General features: G+C 57.7%; 7 protein-coding genes. 6 read left to right on the top strand and 1 reads right to left on the bottom strand.

The features are described 5' to 3' along the window. Positions 1–275: 275 nt before the first annotated feature. The 3 genes from IFT54_RS20055 to IFT54_RS20045 all read left to right on the top strand — a co-directional run bounded on the left by IFT54_RS20055 (position 276) and on the right by IFT54_RS20045 (position 2,263). Positions 276–431 carry a hypothetical protein gene (locus IFT54_RS20055; RefSeq protein WP_192071968.1) on the top strand — a complete coding sequence of 52 codons (156 nt, stop codon included), beginning with the start codon at positions 276–278 and terminating at the stop codon, positions 429–431. Positions 432–1,278: 847 nt separating this feature from the next. After that, on the top strand, positions 1,279–1,599 hold the full coding sequence (locus IFT54_RS20050; protein ID WP_197984767.1) for a hypothetical protein: 321 nt from the start codon (positions 1,279–1,281) through the stop codon (positions 1,597–1,599). Between the two features lie 478 nt (positions 1,600–2,077). After that, positions 2,078–2,263 (top strand): hypothetical protein, encoded by a 186-nt coding sequence (locus IFT54_RS20045; protein ID WP_192071967.1) that lies wholly within the window; start codon positions 2,078–2,080, stop codon positions 2,261–2,263. 22 nt (positions 2,264–2,285) lie between these two features. Here IFT54_RS20045 and IFT54_RS20040 read toward each other — a convergent pair whose 3' ends face one another. Beyond that, complete coding sequence (locus IFT54_RS20040; RefSeq protein ID WP_192071966.1) at positions 2,286–3,521, bottom strand: integrase; 1,236 nt, start codon at positions 3,519–3,521, stop codon at positions 2,286–2,288. Between the two features lie 348 nt (positions 3,522–3,869). Here IFT54_RS20040 and IFT54_RS20035 point away from each other — a divergent pair, with 348 nt between their 5' ends. The 3 genes from IFT54_RS20035 (at position 3,870) to IFT54_RS20025 (ending at position 5,966) form a co-directional block, all read left to right on the top strand. Then, complete coding sequence (locus IFT54_RS20035; protein ID WP_192071965.1) at positions 3,870–4,757, top strand: hypothetical protein; 888 nt, start codon at positions 3,870–3,872, stop codon at positions 4,755–4,757. 224 nt (positions 4,758–4,981) lie between these two features. After that, complete coding sequence (locus IFT54_RS20030; protein ID WP_342212704.1) at positions 4,982–5,668, top strand: AAA family ATPase; 687 nt, start codon at positions 4,982–4,984, stop codon at positions 5,666–5,668. A 13-nt stretch (positions 5,669–5,681) separates the two neighbouring features. After that, complete coding sequence (locus IFT54_RS20025; protein WP_192071964.1) at positions 5,682–5,966, top strand: CopG family transcriptional regulator; 285 nt, start codon at positions 5,682–5,684, stop codon at positions 5,964–5,966. Positions 5,967–6,145 lie beyond the last annotated feature (179 nt).

Here is a 6,145-nt window from a genome sequence, read left to right as displayed (position 1 = left end):
GGGGGGGGGGCTTTAACCTGCTCGTAGCAATAAATTCGTGAATATCTTAAGCCAATTGACAAGATTTAAAGTCGTCTTTTTAAAGGCGTACCGCTGTTATGCCTTATGGTTGAGGTGTAGTGCGTTCATATGGTTGCTTATTTATTAATCGTAACAGCCGTCATATCGTAAAATCACGCAGTCAATCACAGTTACTAGGAAAGCGCGTTTGCGACGCGCTATTATAAATCATAGAACAAATTAATCGCAAACTTGTATTAGTGGAAAATATTGAAATGACTGATGCCATCGAAGCATTGTCTCTGATGAAACAGGCCCTCATTATCATGGACCGTATGGGGCTAGCTCTGCCAGCTGCCCATCTAAGTATGTCAATCGCCGCACTGGAGGACATCTCGATTTTTACAAAGCAGACCGCTGCAGCCCGCTGAATCATATGGACAGAGTTTGACGCGCGTTTGATCGATTAATCCAATGCCGTCCTTGGAGACGACGTTAGGCCCCTGGATTACGTTTAAAATGATGAGCGATTTTTGTTCGGCCCCTTCCACCATCGGAACCAAAACGCAGCTGCCGACTTGCGGGGAATAGCTGGCTCTAGTTCGAAGATGCGGCGTGAATAGGGCAAGTGAGCAGTGGCAGCATAACTGGATAAGTACTGCAAGTAAGAACATCGGGTTCCGGTGATATCGTTGGCGGGTCGTGGAGAACGCGTTCAAGGCCATGCAAGAGTCCCCAGCTGCAGTCGTTGAATAGGGTGATCAGTCCAAATTGGGATGCGGCTCCTCGGGGTCATCATCCAAAGACCTAAGCTGCGCCTCACGAGTTGGGTTACCACCACCGCCATGCGGAACTGCCACGTCGATGGGGCTGTGCAGAGTTGCACCATCACTGAGTTTTCCCCATCCGCGGCATTAGCAACGCCCACCCCCCCCGGCATTTCGGTCATTTGTACATCGTTTAAAACGGTCGCAGCGCTATTTGCGTCGTGCGGCTTTGGCTTAACGTCGTCAGGTAAACTGTTCGGCTGTTGGATCACCATGTCGATCTCCTTTGCTCGCTCTAAGGCCTTTCAAACGGGGCGAGTTTGCCATCAATTCAGCGAATCAAATGCTTACTGTTGGAATACACCCAGCCCCTAGAATACCGTCTCGGCCGCCCGACCCGATGGCCAAGTCATCCAGCATCACCCGAGATGACCACAGGCGAATTCCGCCGCTCCCCCCTCAGGGATATGTTCCAAAATCTAGGCGTTTTGAACGCTGCTACAGGGAGAGCATGATGTCCAATACGTTCAAACCAACTGCTAAAATCGCCGCCAATGCGAAGAAGGGGCTAAAGTTGCGGGAGGATTTTGAACGAGGCGGCACGGACGTCGGATTTCGCCGTGCCGAACAACTGGCAGCGCAGGACGATGTGACCGCCGAAGATGTGAAGTCGATGCATAGCTACTTCGCGCGTCACGAGGTCGATAAAGACGGTAAAACACATGAGTGGGGATCGGACACTGATCCTTCTGCCGGCTATATCGCCTGGCTTCTCTGGGGAGGCGATGAGGGCAAGGAATGGGCTGATCGACATGTCGAGAAGCTCGAATAGAGGGCTCTCGAACGGAGAGCGCGATCACGATCGGCATTCGATCACGGTTTATCACCACTTTTAACGCGGATTGCCGGCGCGATGCCGTTGGCGCTCCTCACTCCTGTAATTGATCGGCGCCTGTCAGATGTACGTTCTCCTGTTCGCTGCGGCCGCAGCCCTAGTGCAATCTCCGGTTGCCGGATCCGTGGTGCAGCCGGGCACGATAGCGATCGTCGCTGCTGATAGTTCGACCACGTCTCCCGCTATCACGAGAACGTTCACGGACGCGGTTCAACGAACCTTCCTTCGAACACCTTTCCTGCCCCTGCCCGACCCGAACCACAGTCTTTACGTCGCCAAGGTTGAGGTATCGCAGACACAGCGTGGCGTTGTCCGGTCAGGCAACGACCGATCAGACCGACCAAGCGTGGCTGCTGGCCTTGGAGGCCTGTCGCTGACCCTGCCTTCGGGGAAAGATCAATTGCACGGACTTATCGTGACCCGTCTCGAAGTGACCGTGACGCTGCGCCGCGATAATCACGTCGTATGGAAAGGGCAGGCGACCACGGTGCGCGCTAGCGGGACGCGGACGGGCGAACCCTCGGTTGTTGCAGCAGACCTGTCGGATGTCCTCCTGACGTGGTTTCCGCGGCAGCTGCCGGGACCGCTGTCTGTCCCGTAAGATTCACCGGGTAACGCGATTATCAGCCTCTGATCTTCGACAGCACGCGCGCTGCAACATTGCTCCTGGCGGCAAGCTTCCGCCCATAGCGCAGTGCCGTCGATGGCGACGACCAACGGAGTGCCTGGGCAATGCCAACGCCGTCCTCCCCGGCCGCAAACAGATCCTGCGTCAGCCCTACCCGCGGCGAGTGGCTCGATAGCGCCCTAGCCGCTTCCTCAACCTTCGCGATCGGCATCTCGACCAGCCCCTGATCGAATGCACTCAGCGCCACCCGCCGATAGATCCCGTTGACGCCCTGCCGGCTAAGCGAGGCCGTACCAACGGTATACACCGTCCGCGCCGGCTCCGCCCTCTTGCCCTTGAGCTTCTCCTGCCAGTGCCGTGTGTGCCCCGGGATCGCCTCGTACGCCATCGGCGGGACCGCGGCGCGCAAACGGCGCCGATCGACCCCCACGCGGCGGAAGACCGGCCCCTCGGTGATGGCGCTCGCGACCAGCCAGGCCCCGACCCGGCGCATCGTGTCCGCTGACAGCCAGCCCCAGGCCCCCTGCCCTTCCTGATCGGTCTTGGATGATGGAATGAACAGGAGCGCCGAGCCATCGCTGTGTGGATCGATGTGCGCGACGGCGACCGCGACGAGCTCGCTGACGCGCAATCCAGCGTCATAACCGAGCGACAGCAGCGCGGCATCGCGCAAGCCTTGCAAATCGCCGCCACAGGCGCCAAGCAGCGCCGTCAACGTGAACCCCTTGGTATGAGGATCTAGCGAGGCCCCGAAGCGCAACGGGGCAGCCTGGCGCTGAGCAGCGCCACGCCGTCGGCGCAGGCCCTTGAGCGCGGCGCGGACCATGACGTGGCTGGTGGGCGCATGCCCCCTCTCCTGCATTCCTGAAAGGCTGTGTGCGGTGGCAAGACTGGCAACCCGCCGGGCGACCGTCGCGGGCTTAGCGCCTTGCGCCTCGAGCATGGCGATGTAGCGGACCAGGTTTTCGGGCTCTGCGGGCAGCGGGGCGACACGGATGTCCTCACACCAGCGCAAATAGCAGGCGAGGTCCGAAGCCAGTGCCGCCTTGCTCGCTGCGGCCATAGCGCCGAGCTGCGCGGCGAAGCCGATCTCGCTGACTGGGCCGGCATCAGCGGGCAGCGCAAGGCCAAGCAACCGGGTAACACGGGCATCGATTGGCTCAATCAACCCCCGCGCTGTGCGGACCGGCAACGCCTCCCCGTCTGTACGGTGGACGACAATCTCACTCATGCAGCGCCTGCCGGCTGGTTGAGTTTATCCTGAATTTCGACATAAGAGCACACCCCTGTACTTACCATAATGTCCGATTATGGTAAGTGATCACAATTGCCAAAAGGTGCTGCCTAGTAATTTTCGAATTACTAGCGCATTACCTTTGCGATGCCTTCCCTTGATCTCATTTCGCTTGGATACGCGTTCGGTCGACTGGCTGGCGCAGTGCGCTTTGCGTCCCCTGAAATCCGCAGCGTTGCCCGCTTGGCAGCCGTTGCCGGCGCATGGCGTGCGTATCGGCGCGACGCCGGCGGCGGTGATGTCGGCCCTGCGCACCAGCCAAGCAGCGATCCTAGCTCGGTCCTAATGACCGACGACCCGCGCCGCGACGCTGTCGTACTTTGGCTCGCTGCCAACGGTGTGTCGGCAATCGCGGAAGCGGCCACAACCATTGTTCGCATGGTCAACGCGACGCGTGGTTTCGACGCCGATGCGCTGGCGTTGCTCAACGCCGCCCACGACGCGGTGGGGCAGGTTCCTGCCGGTGGCCCCCTCACCCGAGCCTGTGGACTGGCCGACTTTGGTCCAGATCATCCGCTTCAGGGACTGACTTGTGCCGCTGCTGCGGTCGACAATCTGATCACCACGCCGGATTTTGCCGAAGGTCACGGACATGACGCCGTAATCTCCCTGCCCTCTCGATCAATGCGTCAATACGTTGCGGCTGAGCCTGCTGGATGCTGGGCCCTAAACCTTACGCTTCTCGCTCGCGGCACCGTGCCGTCCGTCACGGGGATCATCCCGCGTACAGCATTTCGCCTTGATCTTGAGGACACTGAACGATCAGCTGCTCTTATTGACCATAGCAGTCATGCGGCATTGGGAGCGCTTTCGGAGTTGGAGCGCATCGAGGCCGCACTCGTCCGCGGTCGCGACTCACTCGCCGGCTTATCCCGCAACGCGCGCGCGCGCGACGCGTGGGCGCTCATTGTTGCGGCAGGCCCGCTGCGGCGGGTCCAGCTTGCACGGGCGCTAAGTCTGTCTCGAGCCGGGGCCGATATTCAGGCGGATGCGCTCGCTCGTGCCGGTCTTGTTACCCTCGCAGCAGGCGGTCGTATTCAACCGACGCAACGTCAGCTTTTGGTCGAGCAACCCGCTATCCTGGAGGACGGGCCGCTGGCCCTTGCCACGGCCGACCTCGATGCAAGCATGGCTGATATCGATCGGTTGTTGGAACGCTCTAGTCGTCTTTGATCGTCACACATCTCGGTGATCCGTTCGGCTTTCAACTACCAGTGGCAACCGGTCAGATCTACAGCAGATCAGATCAATAATCGTCTATCACACCCCCACGAACCGGATGGCAGCATCGTACGAGCCATTGCAAAAAGCATGCAATACAGTGTGCTTTAATATCCAAAGGAGTGAATTCCGATTTAACAGATTGACGCAATAAACTCAGGCAAATACATATCGTCGTGTTAATATCCTTTTGGGGTACATTTGTGATTATAACGATAGGAAATACGAAGGGTGGTGTGGGAAAAACCACCTTAGCGGTGCAGATAGCAATTTCTCGAGCACTCTCTGGCCGTGATGTGTGGCTTATTGACGGTGACCGTCAGGGAACAGCAGCTGCGGCTATCGCAGCACGGGCACAGTCTGGGCGGCTTCCGGGAATTGCCTGCGCTCAGTATCCTGATGGCCCTGCGTTACGTGCTCAGGTGCAGCAGCAGCGACACAAGTGGCAGGAGATAATAATTGACGCTGGAGGACGCGACTCCACCGCACTTCGTGCGGCTCTCGTGCTCTCCGACGTACTGCTCGTGCCGTTTGCCCCGCGGTCGTACGACGTATGGGCGCTGGATGACATGGCTTCACTTATCGATGAGGCTAAGAGTGTGCGAGATGGCCTTCGGTGTTTTGCCGTGATGAACCAGGCGGACCCAGGCGATAAGTCAACGGACAACGCTGAGGCGGAAGCTGCGGTGAAGGATGTTCCTCAGTTCAAATACCTCCCGTCCCCAATTAGGCGCAGAAAGGCCTTTAGCAACGCTGCCGGTGCGGGCCTCGCAGTCTCCGAATTACCCAGCAGGGATGTTAAAGCAACCGGCGAGCTGAACATGCTAATTTCATCGCTTTTTAATGTTATAATACAATTATAAGGACTGGTTCGCCATGGCAATCACTCAACGGCCAAAATTGGCTGGCAATACCCTGAAAACCGCGGCGCAAGACGCATTTATTAGCGGAGCGCCAGATGGTTCGACGGTAACAAAAGCGGCGGGAGCGGAGTACGAGAAGGGGATTAAGAAGGGAAATAAACGGCAGATTACGTTGACGATCGCGCCGGAACTGCTCGAGCGGGTAGATCAAATCGCTAATCGAACGGGACAGGCAAGGGCTGCGGTTATTAACATGGCTATATATCAAGCAATCGAAGGTGACCTGTTCAAGTCGTAAGGCACTGTTTTCTATTATATTACCATTGACACACATTATTTATTAATAGACGCCTGTAGAAAGTATCTGTTGAGCCCTGCTACTCGATAGCTGATTTGTCTTACCAGTAGCGCATTCGACTTAGGGTCAGGACCCATTGATGTGAGAGGCGCGCTCTGATTCAGGCTCCGTGAGGAGAG

The organism is Sphingomonas sp. CFBP 13714 (assembly GCF_014842205.1).
GTDB lineage: Bacteria > Pseudomonadota > Alphaproteobacteria > Sphingomonadales > Sphingomonadaceae > Sphingomonas > Sphingomonas aerolata.
The sequence above is the reverse complement of the archived record's forward strand: the minus strand, read 5'-3'. Positions and strand labels throughout refer to the sequence as shown.

What these genes read in the sequence shown, in the direction of transcription:
- IFT54_RS20055 (WP_192071968.1), top strand. Translation starts at nt 276, where the DNA reads ATGACTGATGCCATCGAAGCATTGTCTCTGATGAAACAGGCCCTCATT.
- IFT54_RS20050 (WP_197984767.1), top strand. Translation starts at nt 1,279, where the DNA reads ATGATGTCCAATACGTTCAAACCAACTGCTAAAATCGCCGCCAATGCG.
- IFT54_RS20025 (WP_192071964.1), top strand. Translation starts at nt 5,682, where the DNA reads ATGGCAATCACTCAACGGCCAAAATTGGCTGGCAATACCCTGAAAACC.
- IFT54_RS20040 (WP_192071966.1), bottom strand. Translation starts at nt 3,521, where the DNA reads ATGAGTGAGATTGTCGTCCACCGTACAGACGGGGAGGCGTTGCCGGTC.
- IFT54_RS20035 (WP_192071965.1), top strand. Translation starts at nt 3,870, where the DNA reads ATGACCGACGACCCGCGCCGCGACGCTGTCGTACTTTGGCTCGCTGCC.